The organism is Brevundimonas sp. UBA6550 (genome assembly GCF_002434505.1).
Classification (GTDB): domain Bacteria; phylum Pseudomonadota; class Alphaproteobacteria; order Caulobacterales; family Caulobacteraceae; genus Brevundimonas.
Window position 1 is genome coordinate 660639 of sequence record NZ_DJKE01000012.1, and the last position, 17671, is coordinate 678309.

Genomic DNA, 17671 nt, shown 5'->3' on the forward strand with positions numbered 1-17671 from the left:
ACCAAGCCGCCGGGTGCCCGTTCCAACCCCCAGACTTTGGATGGGGGGCGGGCGATGGGAAAGGGCGCAACACTCGGGTCAAACAGAAACGCGAGGAGACCCCCTGTGAAAGCCGTCGCTGCGGTTCTTAAGGAACCGAACACCCCCTTCGTGCTGGAGGAGCTGGATGTCGCCCAGCCGCGACCGGATGAGATTCTCGTCCGCATCCAGGCCGTCGGCATCTGTCATACCGACCTGGTCTTCGCCAGCGGCGCCATGGGCACGAACTTCCCCTTGGTGCTGGGCCACGAAGGCGCGGGCGAGGTCGTCGCCATCGGCGAGAAGATCACCAAGGTCGCCCCGGGCGACAAGGTTCTGCTGACCTTCGATTCCTGCGGTCACTGCGCCAACTGCGAAGCCGAAGCGCCGGCTTATTGCGACAGTTTCACGGGTCTGAACTTCGCCTGCGCCCGGCCCGACGGCACGTCGCCGCTCAGCAAGGACGGCCAGGCGGTCTCCGGCGTCTTCTTCGGTCAATCCTCCTTCGCCAGCCTGGCGGTGGCGCATGAGCGCAATGTGGTGAAGGCGCCGTCGGACGCGGACCTGTCGCTGCTGGCGCCCCTGGGCTGCGGCGTTCAGACCGGGGTCGGGGCGGTGCTGCGTTCGCTGGAGGCTCGCAAGGGCAGCGCCCTGGTCGTCCTGGGCGGCGGGGCGGTGGGTCTCAGCGCGGTGCTGGGCGGCGTTCTGGCCGGGTGCGACCCCATCATCCTGATCGAGCCGCGCCCCGAACGGCGCGCCCTGGGCGCGGAGCTGGGCGCCCATCATGTGATCGACCCGGCGGCCGGCGACATCACCGAGGCGGTGCGCGCGATCTCGCCGCGCGGCGTCGACAACATCGTGGACACCAGCGGCGTGGTGAAGGCGCTGGAAGGCGCCCTGGGCATGCTGGCGCCCAAGGGCGCCCTGGCGCTGATCGGCGTTCCGGGATCGCTGGACGCGGTCCTGCCCGTGCCGATCGTCGGCGCCATCACCTATGGCTTCACCGTCAAGGGGGTGATCGAGGGCGACAGCGATCCCGACGTCTTCCTGCCGCAACTGGTGGAGTGGACCCAGTCCGGCCGGCTGCCGCTGGAGAAGATCGTGCGACGCTACCCCTTCGCCGACATCAACCAGGCCATCGCCGACGCCCACGACGGACGTTGCGTGAAGGCCGTGCTCATTCTCGACTGACCGCGCCCCTGGAGCTTGTTCATGACTGACTATCTTCCCATGACCGTCGGCGGCGTCGATCTGGACGCCGAGAAGCGACTGCAGATCCTCAACCCCGCCGACGGCTCTCCGGTCGGCGAAACCCCGGACGCCGGCGAGGCGGAGCTGGAGACGGCCATCGCCGCCGCCCAGGCCGCCTTCCCGAAATGGGCGGCGACGCCCTGGGCCGAGCGCCAGGCCGCTGTCGCCGCCATCGGCCAGACCCTGCTGGACAACGCCGACGAACTGGCGCGGATGCTGACCCGCGAGCACGGCAAGCCGATCGACCAGGCCGCGTTCGAGATCAACGCCGCCGGACAGTGGTGTCTGGCCACCTCGAGCTACGCCGATCCGGTCACGGTGGTCGAAGACACGCCGGAACACCGTATCGAGACCCACCATGTGCCCATCGGCGTCGTGGGGGCGATTTCGCCGTGGAACTTCCCCGTCCTGCTGTCGATGTGGAAGATCGGCCCTGCCCTGCTGGCCGGCAACACCATGGTCCTGAAGCCCTCGCCCTTCACCCCCATGACGGTGCTGAAGATCGGCCAGCTGCTGCGCTCGGTCCTGCCGGCCGGGGTTCTGAACCTGATCACGGGCGGCGATCACCTGGGACCGCTGATGACCTCGCACGAGGCGTTCGGCAAGATCAGCTTCACCGGCTCCACCGCGACGGGACGCAAGGTGATGCAGAGCGCGGCGCCGACGTTGAAGCGTCTGACGCTGGAACTGGGCGGCAACGACGCCGCCATCGTCTTCCCGGATGTGGATGTGCGGGACACCGCCGAGAAGCTGTTCTGGTCCGCCTTCACCAACGCCGGTCAGATCTGCGTGGCCACCAAACGCGCCTATGTTCACGAAGAGGTCTATGACGCCGTGCGCGACGTCATGGCGGAAATGGCCCGGACTCTGCCGATCGGCGACGGGTCGCAGCAGGGCGTCGCCTTCGGCCCCGTTCAGAACCGCCCGCAGTACGACCGCGTGCGCGACCTGATCGCAGACAGCCGCGCCTCGGGCCACACGGTGATCGAGGGGGCCGCCCCGCCGCCCGGCGACGGCCTGTTCGTGCCCGTCACCCTGATCGACAACCCGCCGGAATCCAGCCGGATCGTCCAGGAGGAGCAGTTCGGCCCCGTCCTGCCGCTGATGCGCTTCAGCGACGAGAACGACGTCATCGCCCTGGCCAACGCCAGCGAGTTCGGCCTGGCCGCCACCGTCTGGACCAAGGACGAGGATCGGGCCATGCGCGTGGCCTCGCAACTGGAGGCCGGCAGCGTCTGGATCAACGAAGGTCTGGCCCTTTCGCCCTTCGCCGCCTTCGCCGGCCACAAACAGTCCGGCGTCGGTCAGGAGAACGGCCTGGGCGGCCTGCTGGAATACACCAACCCCAAGACCGTCACCCTGCGGCGCGCCCCCGTCGCGGCCTGACCGTCCGACATCCCTGTCCGGCAAGGCGGTCGAGCCACTCGACCGCCTTTCTTTTCACAAGAGCACAAGACCCATGAGCCAAGCCTACGCCGTCGTGGAACGGGACGGACCGCTGACGATCATCACCATCAATCGACCCGAGGCGCGAAATGCACTGAACGGTCCGGCGCACGAGGCGCTGGGCGACGTCTTCGACGACTTCGCCTCGGACCCGGATCAATGGGTCGCCATTCTGACCGGCGCCGGCGACAAGGCCTTCTGCGCGGGGCAGGACCTGAAGGTCCAGGCCGAGGGCGCCGCCCTGGCCCTGCCGAGGCGCGGATTCGGCGGGCTGACCAGCCGCACAGGTCTGGACAAGCCGGTGATCGCGGCCGTCAACGGCTTCGCCTTCGGCGGCGGTTTCGAACTGGCCCTGGCGTGCGACATCGTCGTCGCCGTCGAGGGCGCCGCCTTCGCCCTGCCCGAACCCAAGGTCGGACTGGCGGCCCTGGCCGGCGGGCTCCAACGCCTGCCGCGCGAGATCGGGCTGAAACGCGCCATGGGCCTGATGCTGACCGGCCGTCCCGTCTCGGCGCGCGAAGGCCTGACTCTGGGGTTCGTCAATGAGGTCGTCGAGGCCGATGTCCTGGGCGCGGCGCGCCGCTGGGCCGACGACATCCTGAAATGCAGCCCCATGTCCGTTCGCGCGACCAAGGCCGCCGTTCTCGCCGGACTGGACCAACCGCTGGACCAGAGCCTGGCCGAGGTCTGGGCCGCCCCCGCGACGCTGAAGATGCTGGCCTCCGAAGACGCGCTGGAAGGGCCAAAAGCCTTCGCCGAAAAGCGCGCGCCCGCCTGGAAGGGATGCTGAACCATGATCCTGTCCGAAACCCAGACGATGATCCGCGACGCCGTGCGCGACATGGCCCGCGAGCGGATCGCCCCTCACGCCGCAGCCTCATTCAACGGTTGGTGATCGCCCGCGCACTCTGAGGCTGAGGCAGGGCGGCCCCGGTCGCTCTGCCCTGCCAAGACGCCGCACCCCGCCCCAACTTTCGTACAGGTCGCACGTCGCCCGCATCTCCTAGCGTCGCTGCAAACGGCGCAGACCGTTTTTTGATAACGCAATGGGAGGATTGCAATGAGGGGACCAATCGGTCGGAATTTCAACGCTTCCGAACACCCAGGACGGCAAGGACGCGGGCGTGATCGAATAGGTCTATGCGCAGATGGCGCAGGCTGCAGGCGTCGCGATGACCGATACGCGTCTGATCAAGACCGCGAAGGGCGGAGCCTATTTCGCGACCAAGCGGTCTCGACTACGAGACCCTGATCGCCCTTACCCAAGGCATCACCAAAGATGCCCGTGAGGTCGAAGCAATGTTCCGCTTGGCCGTATTCAACGTCATCGTCCACAACCGAGACGACCACGGCAAGAACGTCACCTACCTGATGAACGCCAAAGGGGAGTGGCGTCTATCGCCCGCCTACGATCTGACATTCTCGTCCGGCCCCGGCGGGGAGCAGACGACGACGGTCATGGGCCAGGGCCAGGCGCCGTCGATCGCTGACCTGAAGAAGCTTGGCGGGTTTGCGGGTCTATCGAAGGCTGATGTGCAGGCCGTCATAGGAAGCACGCGCGACGCCGTGCGCGAATGGCCTGAACTGGCGGCCCGACACGGTGTGACCAAGCCGCAGATCAAGCTAATCGGATCGCGGTTGGCCGGCCTGTCTTAAAGCAGCAGGAGCGGCGAACGGTTTCGGGCGCGGTTCCCTTGGACGACGAGGATTGGCCTCGAAATGCTCGATCAACCTCGCGAGTTCTTCTTTCGTCGGGCGACGATCCCGCGCCATTCCCTTTCCAACCAGTCCCAGACGCTTCAACGCCGATCACGCCATGTGGACTGCCTCTATCGCCCATGCCTTGGCATCGTCGAATCGCAAGAAGGTCTCTTTTGCAACGTGTCCCTTACGCCGAACTTGGGCGCGTCACCGACCAGACCTTTGCTTGCGGATCGAAGCCATGATTTGGGTGCAAAAAGGGTGCAGAGAGATTTCGTATAGGGCGAAAGCCGTCGAAAAAGCGCGTAACAGCGTCGGAACATCGTCAGTCAACCGCCTGAACTTGCCGAAAATGCCTTTGAATCTAGCTCGTAGACTGTCCGTGGCCCCGATGATGGACTGGACCGACAGGCATTGCCGGGCGTTTCATCGGGCGCTGACGGGGCGGGCTTTGCTTTATACGGAGATGGTGACGGCGCCGGCGGTGGTGCATGGGGACCGCGAGCGGCTGCTGGGGTTCGACGCGGTGGAGCATCCCGTGGCGCTGCAGATCGGCGGGTCAGATCCGGCGCAGTTGGCCGAGGCGGCGCGGATCGGAGAGGCCTTCGGCTATGACGAGATCAATCTGAACGTCGGCTGCCCGTCCGACCGCGTTCAGTCCGGCCGGTTCGGCGCGTGTCTGATGCGCGAGCCCGAACTGGTCGCCGACTGCATGGCGGCGATCCGCGAGGCCGTCGCCGTGCCCGCCACCGTCAAATGCCGCATCGGGGTGGACGACCAGGACCCCGAGGTCAGCCTGTTCGCCACGGTGGACGCCTGCGCCGCCGTTGGGATCGAGGTGTTCATCGTCCATGCGCGCAAGGCCTGGCTGAAAGGTCTGTCGCCCAAGGAGAACCGCGACGTGCCGCCGCTGGACTATGGGCTGGTGCGTCGGTTGAAGCGCGAGCGGCCGCATCTGAACGTGTCGATCAACGGAGGGATCGCGTCGCTGGACGCCGCCGAGGCGCTGCTGGCCGAGGAGGACGGGGTGCGGCTGGACGGCGTCATGCTGGGCCGCGCGGCCTATCACGAGCCGGCCATCCTGGGGCAGGCGGATCGGCGCCTGTTCGGAGAGGCCGTGGCCGATGTCGACGCCTTCCAGGCGGTGGAGCGTTATCGGCCCTATATGGCCGCGCGTCTGGCCGAGGGCGTCGCCCTGTCGGCGATGGCGCGTCATATGCTGGGGCTGATGCACGGCCGGCCGGGCGCGCGGGCGTTCCGGCGCATCCTGACGGTGGAGGCGATCCGGCCGGGCGTGGGGCTGGAGGTTCTGGACCGCGCCGTCGAGGCCGTGCGCGAGGCCGAGGCCCGGCGCGATCAGGCGGCGTAACCCAATCTTCAAGAGCGGCGGTCAGGATGGGCGGGAACTCTCATCCGCCAAGTCCCTGGAAACCGCGTCATGTCCCCTCGTCTTCGCCTGGCTCCGCTGGCCGTCGCCGCCTGCCTGATCCCGTGTGCGGTTCAGGCCCAAGCCCAAGCCCAGTCCAACGAAGGGGGCCGGTTCGCCGTCGGCGCCCAGGTGGGCACGCCGGGTCTGGGGCTTCAGGCGCAATGGGCGCTGAGCCCCAAGGTCGTGCTGCGCAGCGGCTATGATGTTCTGAACTGGGACCGCGACCAGACCTACAAGGGCATCGATTACGATGCCAAGATCGACTTCAAGTCGCCGGGCGCCTTCGTGGACCTGCACCCGTTCGAGAACGGCTTTCTGGTGTCGGGCGGCGCCTATTTCGGCAGTCGCAAGATCGATCTGGACGCCACACCGACCGGCAATGTGAATATCGGCGGCGCCACCTTCACCCCCGCCCAGGTCGGAACGCTGACGGGGCGGATCGAGCTGGAGAAGACCGCTCCCTTCATCGGCGTGGGTTATGACAACACCTTCGCTCCGAACAGGCGGCTTGGCTTCCGCATTCTGGCGGGCGCGGCGTTTGGCGACGAACCCAAGGTCGATCTGGATGCGCGAGGCGGAACCCTGTCGAACGACCTGGTCTTCCGCGCGCGTCTGGACGACGAAGAGCGCCAGATTCAGGACGAAGCCGACAACTACAAGGTCCTGCCCGTCGTCCAAGCCGGCCTTAATTTCCGATTCTAGACGTCAGAGAGCGGATTGAGGCCGCCAGGCCGGCCGCCCCAATCCGCTAAAAATATCTATTTGTTTCCGATGGTTAACTACGAAACAAATCGTAACGTCTTGCGCGTTCAGCCGGTTCGCCGCTTTCTCGCCACAAGTTAACGCGACAAGACGCGCGCCGGCGGCGTTGGGAGCCGGTGTCTCCTGAGCCAAGCCTATGATCGGCGCATCCGCTGCTCTCGCCATGTTTTGGGCTGCCCTGTCGTCGATGACGAGCGGGCCTGTCCCCTACAATGTCGCAGTCGCGGCGGATCAAGTCAGGGCTGAAACCCCTGCCGAAACGATCGGTTCCGAAGCTCAAGACGCCGCGCTGGACGCCGAACAGACCGAGTTGATGGCCAGCGATCCCGACTGGCGCGCCTCGGCCCGCCTCTATCACGCCGGCGGCGGCGGGGCGACGGGCAACGATTCCCTGGGCTGCCGCCCGATCGCCATGCGCACCGTCGCGGTGGATCCCCGCGTCATTCCCCGCCGTACCAAGCTGTTCATCCGCGAGACGGTCGGCATGCGTCTGGCCGACGGCACCATCCACGACGGCTACTGGTATGCGTCCGACACGGGCGGCGCGATCAAGGGCCAGAAGATCGACCTGTTCACCGGCACCGGCCGCGGTTCGATGACCCAGGCGCAGCGCCTGAACATGCGCACCCTGACCATTGTGGACGCCGGCGATTTCGACGGTTGCCCCCCGGCCTGGACCAGCGCCTCCAACTGATCCCGGCTGAAACGAAAAACGCCGGCTGACCGATCGGGTCAGCCGGCGTTTTCGCGTCTGCGACGCCCCGCGGGCTTCAATCCAGCTCGGACACTTCCAGCGTGGATTGGACCATGCTGTCGTTGTAGGTGCCCACCCAGATGTCGTAACGGCCGCTTTGCGGATTGGTGATGGTGACCTTGGGGTCCAAGTCCCCGCCGCTGTCGTCGTCGCAATAGAAGCGGCCGTTCGGCGTGTTCACCAGCAGGGTGGTGTCTTCCGACGCGCGCACGCGGAAGGTCAGGTCGCCCTCGCCCGGTTCGAAGAAGATCTGGATGTCTGGCGCGGCGCTGACCGAGCCTTCGCAGCCGGACTTGGCGGCCGAGGCGGGCACGGAGCCGCCGGCCAGGATCGACTTGGTCCACGGATCGGGCGTGAAGCCGCCGCGCAGGGTGGCGGTGCCGTAGTTGGGCTCCAGGTCCATGTTGGGCGCGGCGCCCGAAGCGCTGTCGGATCCGCCCAGTTCGCTGATCTGCAACGTCGACTGGACCATGTTGTCGTTATAGGTGCCCAGCCAGATGTCGTAGCGGCCGCTTTCGGGGTCCGAGATGGTCACCAGCGGATTGAACTCGCCGCCGCCGTCGTCGTCGCAATACCACCGGCCGCCGGGGGTGTTGATCAACAGGGTGGTGTCCTCGGACGCCACGGCGCTGATCGTCAGGTCCAGATCGCCGGCGGTATAGTTCAGCTGCAGGTCGGGGGCGGCGCTGACCTTGCCCTCGCAACCCGACTTGGCGGCCGAGGCGGGGATGGAGCCGCCGGCCAGGATCGACTTGGTCCAGGGGTCGGGCGTGAAGCCGGTCTCCAGCCGAACCGAACCGTAGTTGGGCTCCAGGGTGAAGTCGGGCTTGGCGCCGCTCTTCTGGGCCAGGCTGACGCCGGGGGCCAGCAGGACCGAAGCGGCGGCGACGAAGGCGATGGATTTCATTGAGGCTCCCTCCAGCAACGGCTGACCGCCGCAGGAAGGCACCCTAATGGCTTTCAGGTAATGGCGCAGCTTGAAATCGCAGTCCGTTGCTTAGAACTTTCGACGACCTGACACCGTCTCGAGGAACAGGCGGAAATCACCCATCAGGCTCCACAGCGGATATTTGAACGTCGCCGGACGGTTCTTCTCGAAGAAGAAATGGCCGACCCAGGCGAAGCCGTATCCAACCAACGGCATGGCCAGCAGCCACCACGGGTTCCAGGTGATGAGGAACACGCCAAAGGCCGCGATGACCAGACCCGTGCCCACGACGTGGATGCGCCGACAGGTGCGGTTGGAATGCTCGTGGATGTAATAGGGATAGAAGGCCTCGAACGAGGCGTATCGTCCCTCGGGCGCGGACGGCGTGCTCATGGACGTAGCCTGCGCCCGGATTTCGCGGGTGGCAAGTCAAGCGATCCGCCCGCACCTTCCCGCGTCATCCCTGGGCCGCATGCCTAGGGTTCATGCGCTCGGTCCCGAAGACCGCGCACCGGCGAACACCGGGAGTCTGGATCCTCGCCACAAGGGCGAGGATAACGAGGAGGGTGGAACGGGAGATTTAGCCCTTCGGCTTGCCCTTGAAGCCGTCCTTCTTGAAGCCGGGCTTGGCCTTGAACGGCTTCTTGGCGAACGGTTTGTCGCCGGCGGGCTTGCCGCCCTCGGCCGCCTTGGGCGCCCAGGGCTTCTTCTTGAACGGCGGGCGGGCGTCGCCCTCCCCGCCTTCGGCGCGCTTGTAGGGGGTCTTCTTGAACGGGCGATCGCCTTCGTCGCGGTTCGGCTTGCCGGCGAAACGGCTGGCCTTCATCGAACCGGGCGTCGGGGCTTCCGACGGCGTGATCTTCACCTCGTCCTTGGAGGCGGCGATGGCTTCGCGGAACGCCTTCTCGTGAGTCTTGGCGATCTCGAACCGGGTCTCTTCGGGGAAGGTGCGGATGGCGCCGATCTGGGGCTTGGAGATGCCGCCGATGCGGCAGATCAGCGGGATCAGCCATTTGGGGTCGGCGTTCTTGTTGCGGCCCACGTCCAGGCGGAACCAGGTCACGTCGTCGGCGCCCAGGCGCTCGCCCGGCCAGGGCTGGGCCGCCGTGCCGTCGTCGTTGCGGACCATGCGGTCACGCTTGGCGGGGCCGCGATCGGCGCCCGGATCGGACAGTTCTTCCGGCGCAGGCTGCTCCTTGCGCAGCAGACGCACCAGGGCGGCGGCGATCTCGTCGGGCGTCCGCTCGGCGATCATGCGCTTGGCCACGATCATGTCCTCGTCGGACACGTCGGCCTCGAAGAACTCGGGCGACAGCAGGCGGCCTTCGTCGGCCTTGCGGATTTCGTCGAAAGTCGGGGCGCCCGACCAGACGGCGTCGACACCGGCTTCGTCCATCAGACGCTCGGCCTTGCGACGGCGCGAGTGCGGGACCAGCATCACCGATACGCCCTTCTTGCCCGCACGGCCCGTCCGGCCCGAACGGTGCAGCAGGCCGGCGCGGTTCATCGGCAGTTCGGCGTGGATGACCAGGCCCAGGTCCGGCAGGTCCAGACCGCGCGCGGCGACATCGGTGGCGACGCAGACGCGGGCGCGGCCGTCACGCAGCGACTGCAGGGCGTCGGTGCGCTCGCGCTGACCCATTTCGCCCGACAGAGACACGGTGGAGAAGCCGCGCTCCAGCAGCGAGGATTGCAGGTGACGCACGCTGTCGCGGGTCGAACAGAAGACCATGGCCCGCGGCGCCTCGAACCAGCGCAGGGTGTTGACCACCGCGTGTTCGATCTCATTGGGCGCGATGCGATAGGCGCGGTATTCGATGTCGGCGTGCTGGCGCGTCTTGTCCGTCGCGTCGATGCGGACGGCGTCCTTCTGATAGCGTTTGGCCAGGGTCGCGATGTCGCGCGCGATGGTCGCCGAGAACAGCAGGGTGCGACGTTCGGCGGGCGCCTGATCCAGAATGAACTCCAGATCCTCGCGGAAGCCCATGTCCAGCATCTCGTCGGCCTCGTCCAGGACGGCGACCTTCAGCTCCGACAGGTCCAGGTTGCCCCGGTCGATGTGATCCTTCAGGCGGCCGGGCGTGCCGACGACGATGTGAACGCCAAAGCCTAGGGCCCGGGCTTCACGACGCGCGTCCATGCCGCCGACGCAGGTGGCGATCTTGGCGCCGGAATCGGCGTACAGCCATTGAAGCTCGGACGCGACCTGCATGGCCAGTTCGCGGGTCGGGGCGATGGCCAGGCACAGCGGCGCGCCGCCGGGGCCGAAGATCGGCTTGTCGCCCAACAGGGTCGGGGCAGCGGCCAGACCGAACGCCACCGTCTTGCCCGATCCGGTCTGGGCCGAGACCAGCAGGTCGCGATCCGCATGTTCGCCTTCCAGCACGGCGGCCTGAACCGGGGTGGGTTCGGCATAGCCCTTGTTGATCAGGGCGCGGTCGAGCGCGGGGTGGACGGCGGGAAAGGGCATGGGAAACCTGGACAAACGGACAAGGGCGGTCGCCGAAACGACCGCGCCCGGCCGAGGTCAGACCTCAGGCCGGGCGAATGGTGGCGCTCTATACACGGATAAAGGCTGAAGCGGGGCGGAAAACGCCGTTCACCCTGATCCTTCAGGCGGCGTTGACCTGAAAGACGCACTTTGGCGACCGAACGCCCCTCGCCCGGACCCTCGACATGCAAACGCTGTCCATCGCCGCCGCCGGAATGATGAACGCCCAGACCCGTTTCGACGCCAGCGCGCGCCGAACCGCCGCCGCGCCGCTGGACGACCTCCCCGGCGAAACCGTCGAACGCCTCCAGGCCAAGACCGCCGTCGCCCGCACAGCCGACGACATGACCGGAACCTTGCTGGACATCCTGGCGTGACCCGTCAGACGCCCGCCTTCTCCGGCAGGTTGAAGAAGCCCACGAACCGCTCGAATACGGCCCGATCGCCGGTCAGGGCCATCAGGCCGTCGCCCTCGAATACGGCTGGCGGAACCTTGCCATAGACGCAGGCCGCGACCAGCGGCGGCTGGGTCGTGACGACCACCTCGGCGGCGTCCGTCGCGTCGCGGCGCGTCGTGAGGGCGCCCTTTTCAATATGGACCACGAAGGGCTCGTCACCGAAGACGAAGCCCAGGGTCATGACCGCCTCGCCCGGCAGGGCCGGGTCGAACATCGTTTCGAACGACTGCATGATCGACACCGCGCTGATCGGCAGGGTGGGGTCGTGCAACGGCGAACGCGCCGCCCAGCGGCCCAGCACCATGAAGACCGGCTTGATCTCATACCCCCAGTCCGTCAGCTCGTAGACCTGGACCGAGGCGGGCGGCGGCAGCTTCCTGCGCCGCAGGATGCCCGACGCCTCCAGCCCCTCCAGCCGCTGGGTCAGCACATTGGCCGAGATGCCGTGCAGGTCCTTCCTCAGGTCGCCGAACCGGCGCGGCCCCATCATCAGTTCACGGATCACCAGCAGGGCCCAGCGCTCGCCGATCAGATCGAGCCCGTGCGCCGCACCGCAGGCGTCATGATACCTGCGCCCCGCCTTATAGGTTATCTTTTCTAACTTCATGGTTGACTATCATAATCATCGGAGTCAGGTTTCGCAAACAACAAGGAGAGGAAACGCCGTGCCCCAGCTGATTTTCATCAACCTGCCCGTCGCCGACCTGCCCCGGTCAATCGCCTTCTACGAAGCCGTTGGCGCGACCAGGACCCCGATGTTCAGCGACGATGCGGCCGCCTGTATGGTCGTGTCGGACGTGATCCACGTCATGCTGCTGACCCACGACAAATGGCGCACCTTCACAGACCGCCAGATCCCCGACGCCCACGCCTCGGCCCAGGTGCTGCTGTGTCTGTCCAAGGACAGCCGAGACGCGGTCAACGCCGTTGTCGATCAGGCCGGCGATGCGGGCGGCCAGATCGACCCAAACCCGACCCAGGACTACGGCTTCATGTACGGCCGCAGCTATGCCGACCCCGACGGCCATATCTGGGAGGTCATGTGGATGGACGCCGCCGCCGTCGCCGCCGGCCCGGAAGCCTTCGCCGCCGACGCCGTGGTGTCGTGATGAAGGACAAGATCGTTCTCTGCCTGTGGTTCGACGGCGATGCAGAGGCCGCGACGGCCTTCTATGTCTCGCTCCTGCCCGACAGCCGCATCATCGCCGTCAATCGCTCGCCCGTGGACACGCCGTCCGGGCGTGAAGGCTTTGTCCTGACCGTCCAGTTCGTTCTGGCCGGACGCGAATATGTGGCCCTGAACGGCGGGCCGGCCTTTCGCTTCACCGAGGCCGTCTCCTTCATGGTGATGACCGAGGATCAGGCCGAGACGGATCGGCTGTGGCACGCCCTGCTCTCCGATGGCGGCGCCGAGAACGCCTGCGGCTGGCTGAAGGATCGCTGGGGCCTGTCGTGGCAGATCACGCCGCGTCGCCTGATGGACCTGACCACCGATCCCGACCCGGCGCGCGCCAGGGCCGCAATGACGGCCATGATGACCATGACCAAGATCGACATCGCGGCGCTGGACGCCGCCGTCGCCGACCTCTGACCCCATCCAAGGAGACGACCGATGACCTATGTGACCGGATTCCTGACCCCCGTAAAAACCGAAGACAAGGCGCGCTACGTCAAATCCGCCGAAACCGCCTGGCCACTGTTCCAGAAATACGGAGCCCTGTCCCAGGTCGAGACCTGGGGCGAGGACGTGCCCAACGGCGCGCTGACCAGCTTCCCAATGGCCGTGAAGCTGGAAGAGGGCGAGGTTGTGGTCTTCTCCTGGATCACCTGGCGCGACCGCGCCACCGCCGACGCCTGTTTCGCCAGGATGCAGGATGACCCCGGCTTTGCGGACATGGACATGCCGTTCGACGGCAAGCGCATGATGTGGGGCGGGTTCAAGGTCGTCTTCGACGGCAAGGCGTGACGGCCAGACGGCGGTCCTGTTCGAACGCAAATCGCCCTGACGCATTGTCAGGGATCGAGGAGAACCGACATGGCCGCCCGCCCCACCTGGCAAGGACATTTGAAGCTGTCGCTGGTCACCTGTCCGGTGGCCCTCTACACGGCGACGACCAGCACCAACGACGTGCGGTTTCACCTGATCAATCCCGACACCAACAACCGCATCCGCATGGTGCCGACCGATCCCGACACGGGTCCGGTCGAGCGCAGCGACCTGGTGCGCGGCTATGAGGTGTCCAAGGACGAATACGTCCTGTTCGACGACGCCGACTTCGACAAGGTGAAGCTGGAAAGCACCAAGACCATCGCCATCGACAAGTTCGTCGACGAGGCCGAGATCGACCGGCTGTACTGGGACGATCCCTTCTTCGTGGTCCCGGAGAAGGGCGCGGGCGTCGAAGCCTTCGCCGTCATCCGCGACGCCATGAAGAAACAGGGCAAGGTGGCGCTGGGTCAGCTGGTCCTGCGCGGCAAGGAGCGCCAGCTGGCGCTGGAGGTCCGAGGCAAGGGGCTGGTCGCTTACACCCTGCGCGCCCATGACGAGGTGCGCGATTCCGACGACTATTTCGACGACATCCCGACCGTGAAGGCCGATCCCGACATGGTCGAGATCGCCGCCCGCATCATCGGCCAGAAGGAGGCGGACTTCGATCCGTCCGACTTCAAGGACGGCTATGACGACGCGCTGCGCGCCATGATCAAGGCCAAGTCCAAGGGCGGCAAGGGCGTGGTCGATGTCGCCGAACCGGACGACACCAACGTCATCGACCTGATGGCGGCCTTAAGGAACAGTCTGAAGGGTTCGGCGACGGGCGCGAAGACGGGGGGCAAGAAGGCTGCACCGAAGAAGAAGCCGGCACCCAAGAAAAAGGCCGCCGCCTAGAGCCACGGACGGCAGGAATCGCTCCCTCTCTCCGCTCATCCCGGCGAAAGCCGGGACCCAGTGCTTTGGGCGAGAGTCGCGCGAGATAGAGGTCGGTTGTGATCCAGCGCGCATGCGATGTGAAAGGACTGGGTCCCGGCTTTCGCCGGGATGAGCGGATTACAAAGTTGCGCGGAACTCCAAAGACCTACACGCCCATCTCTCTCAGCGCCGGTTTCAAACCGACCGCCGCCGCCCGGAAATCCGCCCATGGGTCGGGCTTTTTCAGCAGCGTCTCATAGGTCCAAAGGTTGAACGCCGCCGGGTCCAGCCCCGCCCTCACCTGCCCCCACGACAGCGGAAACGCGATCCCCGCCCCCGGCCGGGCACGCGGCGACCAGGGCGCCACCGCCGTCGCCATCCGCCCGTTCCGCAGATAGTCGATGAATATCTTCCCGCCCCGCGCCTTCTTGGCCAGGGTGGTGGTGAACCGATCCGGCGCCTCGGCGCGGATGGCCTCGGCCACCGCCTTGGCGAAGGCCTTGTTCTGATCCCAGGTGATGCGCGAGCGGGCGTCGGTCTTGATCGGGACGACGACGTGCAGCCCCTTGCCCCCGGTCGTCTTGACGAAGGCCGCCAGACCCAGCCTTTCGATCTTCGCCTTCACGACCTTGGACGCGGCGATGACGTCGGCGAAATCCAGCCCCTCGTCGGGGTCCAGATCGAAGGTGATCTGATCGGGGATTTCAGGCTGGCCGGGCGCACAGCCCCACGGATGAAGCTCCAGCCCGCCCGACTGGGCGATGGCGACCAGGCCGCCGACATCGACGGCGGCGACGTAAGGGGTGCGCGCCTTGACGTCGATCAGCTTCAGCCGCGGGTTCGATCCCACCATGGCATGACGCTGGAAGAAGGTCTCGCCCCCGATCCCCTCGGGCGCCCGGATGATCGAGGTCGGCCTGTCCGCCACATGGGGCAATATTCGCTCGGCGGTTGCCTCATAATACCGGGCCAAATCGGCCTTGGTGATCGCCGGCCAGTCGCCGACGGCCGGCCACAGAACCTTGTCGGGGCTGGAGATGGTCACCCCCGCCACGACCACCTTGCCGGGCTTGCCGGCCGACCGCACCGTCGTCGTGGCCTTCTCGCCGTCGCCCATCTGCGTCGGCGGTTGCGGCGCCTCGGTCACCTCTGCGGCCGTCTTGTCCTCGCGCAGCCCCTTGAACGCCGCCTGCCTCAGCGACCCGGCGTCGGTGTATCCGCCATGTTCGACCTCGGCGACCAGCACCGGCTCGACCCAATGAATGTCCCTGGCCGCCTTGGGCGCGCCCGCCCCGGCAAACGGCGACCTGTCCGCCGCCACGGCCTTCAGCGCCGGAACCAGCGTCTTGGTCACCGCCTCGCCATAGCCGGTTCCGACCCGGCCCAGATAGCGCAGGCCCTTCCTGTCGCGCACCCCGACCAGCAGCGAGCGAAACCGCGTCCCGCCCTCCGACGACCAGCCGCCGATCACCACCTCGTCGCGCCCCCGGCATTTCGATTTCAGCCAGGTCGAGGATCGGCCCGCATGATAGGGGGCGTCCAGCTTCTTGGAGATCACCCCTTCCAGATCCATCCGACAGGCGCTCTCCAGCACCGCCTGCCCGGTCGAGGCGAAATGCTCGACGTAGCGCAGCCGCCCTGCGCCTGCCCCCGACCCTAGAGCGCCGATCCGGTCCACATAGGCCTGCAGTCGCGCCTTGCGATGCGACAGCGGCAGCTTGCGCAAATCCTCCGCCCCCTCGAACAGCAGGTCGAAGGCGAAATAGACCAGGCCGCTTGTCTTCTCGTCCGAAATGGCGGCCTGCAACGCCCCGAAGTCCGGCATGTGATCGTCGTCCAGCGCGCACAGTTCGCCGTCGATCACCGCGTCGGGCCAGGTCGCAGCGTCCGCCGCCAGGTCCGGGAACCGATCGCTCCAGTCCAGCCCCTTGCGCGTCCGCAACACCGCACGGCCGCCGCCCACGCCGATCTGGATGCGGTATCCGTCGAACTTGATCTCGTGCGCCCACCCCGCGCCGCCCGGCGGATGATCGGCGACCTTGCACAGCTGAATCGGCGCGAAGGCGGGCGGCTTGGTCGCCTTCGCCGCCGCCTTCGACGGCCGGGGCTTGGTAGGACCTTTACGCCCTGTCGGCTTGGACGCGGTCCACTCCTTCGTCCCGTCCGCGATCTCGGCCAGCGACCGCCCGGTCGTCACCGAGGCGTCGATCTCGGCCAGGGCATCCCCCTCGCCCGCCACCGCGAAGTCGTCCCTTTCCTTCAGCAACAGCCAGTTGTTGCGCTTGGACGGCTTGCCCCGGTCGCTCTTCAACCGGATCAGCGCCCACTTGCCCTTCAGCCGCTCGCCGTGAAGGATCATCTTGATCTGACCCTTGGCCCAGGCCGCCTCCAGGTCCGGCTCCTGCGGCTCCCAGGTTCCGACGTCCCACATCTGCACCGTGCCGGCGCCATAGTTGCCGTCGGGGATCGTGCCCTCGAACGATCCGTAATCCAGCGGATGATCCTCGACCTCGACCGCCAGCCGCTTCACCGCCGTGTCGCGCGACGGCGCCTTGGTCACGGCCCAGGACTTCAGCACCCCGTCCGCTTCGATGCGGAAATCGTAATGCAGCCGGGTCGCCGCATGACGCTGGATCAGATAGCGGAAACCGCCTTTCGACCGCCCGCCTTTCGCCCCCTTCGGCTCCGGGGTTTCGCCGAACCGGCGCTTGGCCTGATAGGTCTTCAGTTCACCGCGCATAGGGGCGTAATCCGCCCCGCGCCAAAGCGTTGCCTCAGCGACAGAAGCGCGTGTCGGTCGCCTCCAGGTGCAGGTGGTCGTGATGGACGGCGTTGTAGTCGGGGCTCAGGGTCGTGCCGAAGATGCGGCAGGCGTCGTCGCGGATGCGCTTCAGGAAGCGGGCCTCGGGCGTGTCGCCGTTCCAGTCCCTGGTCACGGTGATGCGCCGCCCATCCCTCAGCCGCACCCCGGCGAAGTCCAGCGCCGCCGCCTGGGCATGGGCGCTTATGCGGTTCGACCCCACGCCGTTGTTCACATTGCGACAGGCATAGGCCCCCATATGGTCGATCTGCACCACGTCCGATCCCAGGATCTCCCGCGCCGCCGGCTCCAGCGACTGTCGCCGCCAGATGCTCAGCGCCAGCGCCGTCTGGCACGTCATCTCCACATCGCCCGGCGTCATGCGCGCCACCGTCCCCAGGTCGGCGCCCAGCACCCCGCCCTGGCTCAGGCCGCAGGTCGCGGTGTTCTGTCGATCCGGCACGGGGCTGAACCGCACCCGCGCGGCGTTCAGCTCGGCCAGACACCGGCCCAGGTCGCGCCCCTCGCGCACCACCAGCGCCTGGGTGCCGCCGTCGATGGGTCGGTCCACCAGCCCGCCGACCAGCGGCGCCTCCGTCCGCGACGGATAGGGCAAAGACGGCCGCAACGGCTCGGGCGGCCGCCGCACGCAGCCGCTCAGGATCAGCACGACGCCGAGGGCGATCAGAAGGGTCGACAGGCGTGACGGTGAGAGCATGGTCGCG

Annotated in this window: 18 protein-coding genes; 12 read left to right on the forward strand and 6 right to left on the reverse strand. The window is 67.0% G+C overall.

What is annotated here, in order from left to right:
• Window positions 1–105 precede the first annotated feature (105 nt).
• The 7 genes from B3Z70_RS16530 to B3Z70_RS16560 all read left to right on the forward strand — a co-directional run bounded on the left by B3Z70_RS16530 (window position 106) and on the right by B3Z70_RS16560 (window position 7301).
• Complete coding sequence (locus tag B3Z70_RS16530) at window positions 106–1209, forward strand: NAD(P)-dependent alcohol dehydrogenase (protein WP_248118237.1); 1104 nt, start codon at window positions 106–108, stop codon at window positions 1207–1209.
• A 21-nt stretch (window positions 1210–1230) separates the two neighbouring features.
• Window positions 1231–2655, forward strand: a complete 1425-nt coding sequence (locus B3Z70_RS16535) for an aldehyde dehydrogenase family protein (RefSeq protein WP_292024009.1) — start codon at window positions 1231–1233, stop codon at window positions 2653–2655.
• A gap of 73 nt (window positions 2656–2728) precedes the next feature.
• Complete coding sequence (locus tag B3Z70_RS16540; RefSeq protein WP_292024011.1) at window positions 2729–3505, forward strand: enoyl-CoA hydratase-related protein; 777 nt, start codon at window positions 2729–2731, stop codon at window positions 3503–3505.
• Between the two features lie 479 nt (window positions 3506–3984).
• Window positions 3985–4371, forward strand: coding sequence for a HipA domain-containing protein (locus B3Z70_RS16545; RefSeq protein ID WP_292024065.1), 387 nt, complete (start codon window positions 3985–3987; stop codon window positions 4369–4371).
• A 397-nt stretch (window positions 4372–4768) separates the two neighbouring features.
• Window positions 4769–5785 carry a tRNA dihydrouridine(20/20a) synthase DusA gene (gene dusA / locus B3Z70_RS16550; RefSeq protein WP_292024013.1) on the forward strand — a complete coding sequence of 339 codons (1017 nt, stop codon included), beginning with the start codon at window positions 4769–4771 and terminating at the stop codon, window positions 5783–5785.
• Between the two features lie 69 nt (window positions 5786–5854).
• Window positions 5855–6547 carry a hypothetical protein gene (locus B3Z70_RS16555; RefSeq protein ID WP_292024015.1) on the forward strand — a complete coding sequence of 231 codons (693 nt, stop codon included), beginning with the start codon at window positions 5855–5857 and terminating at the stop codon, window positions 6545–6547.
• A 196-nt stretch (window positions 6548–6743) separates the two neighbouring features.
• On the forward strand, window positions 6744–7301 hold the full coding sequence (locus B3Z70_RS16560) for a 3D domain-containing protein (protein ID WP_292045924.1): 558 nt from the start codon (window positions 6744–6746) through the stop codon (window positions 7299–7301).
• 76 nt (window positions 7302–7377) lie between these two features.
• On the opposite strand, the gene B3Z70_RS16565 is transcribed toward B3Z70_RS16560, so the two are convergent.
• The 3 genes from B3Z70_RS16565 to B3Z70_RS16575 form a co-directional block, all read right to left on the reverse strand.
• Window positions 7378–8268 carry a hypothetical protein gene (locus B3Z70_RS16565; RefSeq protein ID WP_292024021.1) on the reverse strand — a complete coding sequence of 297 codons (891 nt, stop codon included), beginning with the start codon at window positions 8266–8268 and terminating at the stop codon, window positions 7378–7380.
• Window positions 8269–8358: 90 nt separating this feature from the next.
• Window positions 8359–8682, reverse strand: coding sequence for an Mpo1-like protein (locus B3Z70_RS16570; RefSeq protein WP_292024023.1), 324 nt, complete (start codon window positions 8680–8682; stop codon window positions 8359–8361).
• Window positions 8683–8869: 187 nt separating this feature from the next.
• Window positions 8870–10759: a DEAD/DEAH box helicase gene (locus B3Z70_RS16575; protein WP_292024026.1), complete on the reverse strand. Its 1890-nt coding sequence runs from the start codon at window positions 10757–10759 to the stop codon at window positions 8870–8872.
• Between the two features lie 206 nt (window positions 10760–10965).
• On the opposite strand from B3Z70_RS16575, the gene B3Z70_RS16580 reads away from it, so the two are divergent.
• Window positions 10966–11157 carry a flagellar hook protein FlgE gene (locus B3Z70_RS16580; RefSeq protein ID WP_292024028.1) on the forward strand — a complete coding sequence of 64 codons (192 nt, stop codon included), beginning with the start codon at window positions 10966–10968 and terminating at the stop codon, window positions 11155–11157.
• Between the two features lie 4 nt (window positions 11158–11161).
• Here B3Z70_RS16580 and B3Z70_RS16585 read toward each other — a convergent pair whose 3' ends face one another.
• On the reverse strand, window positions 11162–11845 hold the full coding sequence (locus B3Z70_RS16585; protein WP_292024030.1) for a winged helix-turn-helix transcriptional regulator: 684 nt from the start codon (window positions 11843–11845) through the stop codon (window positions 11162–11164).
• 58 nt (window positions 11846–11903) lie between these two features.
• On the opposite strand from B3Z70_RS16585, the gene B3Z70_RS16590 reads away from it, so the two are divergent.
• From B3Z70_RS16590 to B3Z70_RS16605, 4 genes are all read left to right on the forward strand, one after another.
• A complete protein-coding gene (locus tag B3Z70_RS16590; RefSeq protein ID WP_292024032.1) occupies window positions 11904–12347 on the forward strand; it encodes a VOC family protein in 444 nt (147 codons plus the stop codon).
• Window positions 12347–12829 carry a VOC family protein gene (locus tag B3Z70_RS16595; protein WP_292024034.1) on the forward strand — a complete coding sequence of 161 codons (483 nt, stop codon included), beginning with the start codon at window positions 12347–12349 and terminating at the stop codon, window positions 12827–12829. Before B3Z70_RS16590 ends, B3Z70_RS16595 begins: the two co-directional genes overlap by 1 nt.
• A 21-nt stretch (window positions 12830–12850) precedes the next feature.
• A complete protein-coding gene (locus B3Z70_RS16600) occupies window positions 12851–13204 on the forward strand; it encodes a DUF1428 domain-containing protein (protein ID WP_292024036.1) in 354 nt (117 codons plus the stop codon).
• 69 nt (window positions 13205–13273) lie between these two features.
• Entirely contained in the window at window positions 13274–14125 is an 852-nt protein-coding gene (locus B3Z70_RS16605) for a Ku protein (RefSeq protein ID WP_292024038.1), read from the forward strand.
• 187 nt (window positions 14126–14312) lie between these two features.
• Here the strand turns inward: B3Z70_RS16605 and ligD are convergent, their stop codons facing one another.
• Window positions 14313–16886, reverse strand: coding sequence for a DNA ligase D (gene ligD, locus B3Z70_RS16610; protein WP_292024040.1), 2574 nt, complete (start codon window positions 16884–16886; stop codon window positions 14313–14315).
• A gap of 34 nt (window positions 16887–16920) precedes the next feature.
• Window positions 16921–17664, reverse strand: a complete 744-nt coding sequence (locus tag B3Z70_RS16615; protein ID WP_292024042.1) for an extensin family protein — start codon at window positions 17662–17664, stop codon at window positions 16921–16923.
• Window positions 17665–17671: the final 7 nt, after the last annotated feature.

Bases quoted from the DNA above. Each gene is read 5' to 3' on its own strand.
- B3Z70_RS16615 (WP_292024042.1), bottom strand. From the start codon at position 17,664: ATGCTCTCACCGTCACGCCTGTCGACCCTTCTGATCGCCCTCGGCGTC.
- B3Z70_RS16535 (WP_292024009.1), top strand. From the start codon at position 1,231: ATGACTGACTATCTTCCCATGACCGTCGGCGGCGTCGATCTGGACGCC.
- B3Z70_RS16555 (WP_292024015.1), top strand. From the start codon at position 5,855: ATGTCCCCTCGTCTTCGCCTGGCTCCGCTGGCCGTCGCCGCCTGCCTG.
- B3Z70_RS16575 (WP_292024026.1), bottom strand. From the start codon at position 10,759: ATGCCCTTTCCCGCCGTCCACCCCGCGCTCGACCGCGCCCTGATCAAC.
- B3Z70_RS16540 (WP_292024011.1), top strand. From the start codon at position 2,729: ATGAGCCAAGCCTACGCCGTCGTGGAACGGGACGGACCGCTGACGATC.
- B3Z70_RS16605 (WP_292024038.1), top strand. From the start codon at position 13,274: ATGGCCGCCCGCCCCACCTGGCAAGGACATTTGAAGCTGTCGCTGGTC.
- dusA (WP_292024013.1), top strand. From the start codon at position 4,769: ATGCCTTTGAATCTAGCTCGTAGACTGTCCGTGGCCCCGATGATGGAC.
- B3Z70_RS16600 (WP_292024036.1), top strand. From the start codon at position 12,851: ATGACCTATGTGACCGGATTCCTGACCCCCGTAAAAACCGAAGACAAG.
- B3Z70_RS16560 (WP_292045924.1), top strand. From the start codon at position 6,744: ATGATCGGCGCATCCGCTGCTCTCGCCATGTTTTGGGCTGCCCTGTCG.
- B3Z70_RS16585 (WP_292024030.1), bottom strand. From the start codon at position 11,845: ATGAAGTTAGAAAAGATAACCTATAAGGCGGGGCGCAGGTATCATGAC.
- B3Z70_RS16570 (WP_292024023.1), bottom strand. From the start codon at position 8,682: ATGAGCACGCCGTCCGCGCCCGAGGGACGATACGCCTCGTTCGAGGCC.
- ligD (WP_292024040.1), bottom strand. From the start codon at position 16,886: ATGCGCGGTGAACTGAAGACCTATCAGGCCAAGCGCCGGTTCGGCGAA.
- B3Z70_RS16580 (WP_292024028.1), top strand. From the start codon at position 10,966: ATGCAAACGCTGTCCATCGCCGCCGCCGGAATGATGAACGCCCAGACC.
- B3Z70_RS16595 (WP_292024034.1), top strand. From the start codon at position 12,347: ATGAAGGACAAGATCGTTCTCTGCCTGTGGTTCGACGGCGATGCAGAG.
- B3Z70_RS16565 (WP_292024021.1), bottom strand. From the start codon at position 8,268: ATGAAATCCATCGCCTTCGTCGCCGCCGCTTCGGTCCTGCTGGCCCCC.